At 64.5% G+C, this 1,269-nt stretch carries 2 protein-coding genes and 1 pseudogene; 2 read left to right on the forward strand and 1 reads right to left on the reverse strand.

What is annotated here, in order from left to right; genetic code table 11:
- Positions 1 to 511: GC-type dockerin domain-anchored protein (locus NJ959_RS29705; protein WP_254015359.1), on the forward strand; the 511-nt coding region annotated here is incomplete at its 5' end.
- 169 nt (positions 512 to 680) lie between these two features.
- Positions 681 to 902 (forward strand): hypothetical protein, encoded by a 222-nt coding sequence (locus tag NJ959_RS29710; protein ID WP_254015360.1) that lies wholly within the window; start codon positions 681 to 683, stop codon positions 900 to 902.
- 95 nt (positions 903 to 997) lie between these two features.
- Here NJ959_RS29710 and NJ959_RS29715 read toward each other — a convergent pair.
- Positions 998 to 1,269, reverse strand: a pseudogene (locus NJ959_RS29715) (hypothetical protein); the annotation flags it as partial.

The following is a 1,269-nucleotide window of genomic DNA, read 5'->3' on the forward strand; positions in this document are numbered from 1 at the left end:
GCCGGCCGCGTCGTGGGTCGATCTGACCCCAGCGGGTGCGACGGAGTCCGTTGCATTTGCCGCCAGCGGCGGGCAGCAGGCGGGGGGTGCCATCGTGGGCGGGGTGCGACGCGCGAGCCTGTGGAGCGGCACCGCCGCCTCGTGGGTCGATCTCCACGCCTTCGTGCCGGCCGGGTTCTCCCAAAGCACTGCGCTGGGCATCTCCAGCGACGGCGTGAACACGTTCGTTGCAGGGTACGGCCGCAACTCCATCACTGGCCGGGACGAAGCGCTTCTGTGGGCCTACTCGCTCCCTTGCCCCTCCGACCTCGACAACGACGGCGACTTCGCCAACGGCCTCACGCGCGACGGCGCGGTCAACATCAACGACCTCCTCTCCTTCCTCGTCGGCTTCGAGGCGGGAAACGTGCTCGTCGATCTCGACAATGGCACGAGTACTGGCACCCCCGACAACGCCGTTGACATCAACGACCTCCTCTTCTTCCTCGCCCGCTTTGAAGCCGGGTGCTGAGCGTGCGGCTGTTCTCCGTGCCCCTCGGTGTGCTCCGTGGTGAAACTCTTCTCTCGGCGTTCTCTGCGGCTCTGCGGTGAGGCTTCTCTTCCGCAGGCCGGAAGACACAGCGAAGACTCGCATGGTGGAACCTAGGGGTGGTGGGGGGGCACTACACTCGTCCATCAACTTGAAACTTCCACGCTCGACGCTGTCCATCTTCGCATTCGGCCTGATTGTGCGCCTTCTGGGCGTGCTCTTCATCTGGCTTGGCGACGGGCACGACCAATGGTGGCGCAAGGCCCTGGTCATCGTCGGCGTCGTCCTCACCATCGGCGGCATCGGCGTGCTGAAGTTCCTGCTCGTGAAGGGGCTGGGCAAGCGGCGCGCCGCGAAAGGGCCGCAGGTGTGAGGTGGGTGGCGGCAGGCTCTTCTTCGCCTATTGCCTATTGCCTATTGCCTATTGCCTATTGCCTAGTGCCTAGTGCCCAGTGCCTATTGCCTTCTTCACTTCGGCCAGAAGTAGGCTAAGCTCGCGGCGGTGATCAGGCCGACGATGAGGCCGTCGATGGCGTCCATGAGCATGGCGCGCTTTTTCTTCTGTAACCAGACGTCGCCTGGGAAACTCGCGAAGCAGTAGGCGAGGATGGCGGCTGTGCCGATGACCTGGCAGACGTGCGCGAAGGTGGCTGTGCCCGTCTTTTTGGCGCCGACGCCGACGATGGTTGTGGATTCTGTGCCTTGTGGCAGCGTCGCCCAGCCGAGGTACGCTATCACCG

This window comes from Limnofasciculus baicalensis BBK-W-15 (assembly GCF_024178385.1).
GTDB lineage: Bacteria > Cyanobacteriota > Cyanobacteriia > Cyanobacteriales > Coleofasciculaceae > Limnofasciculus > Limnofasciculus baicalensis.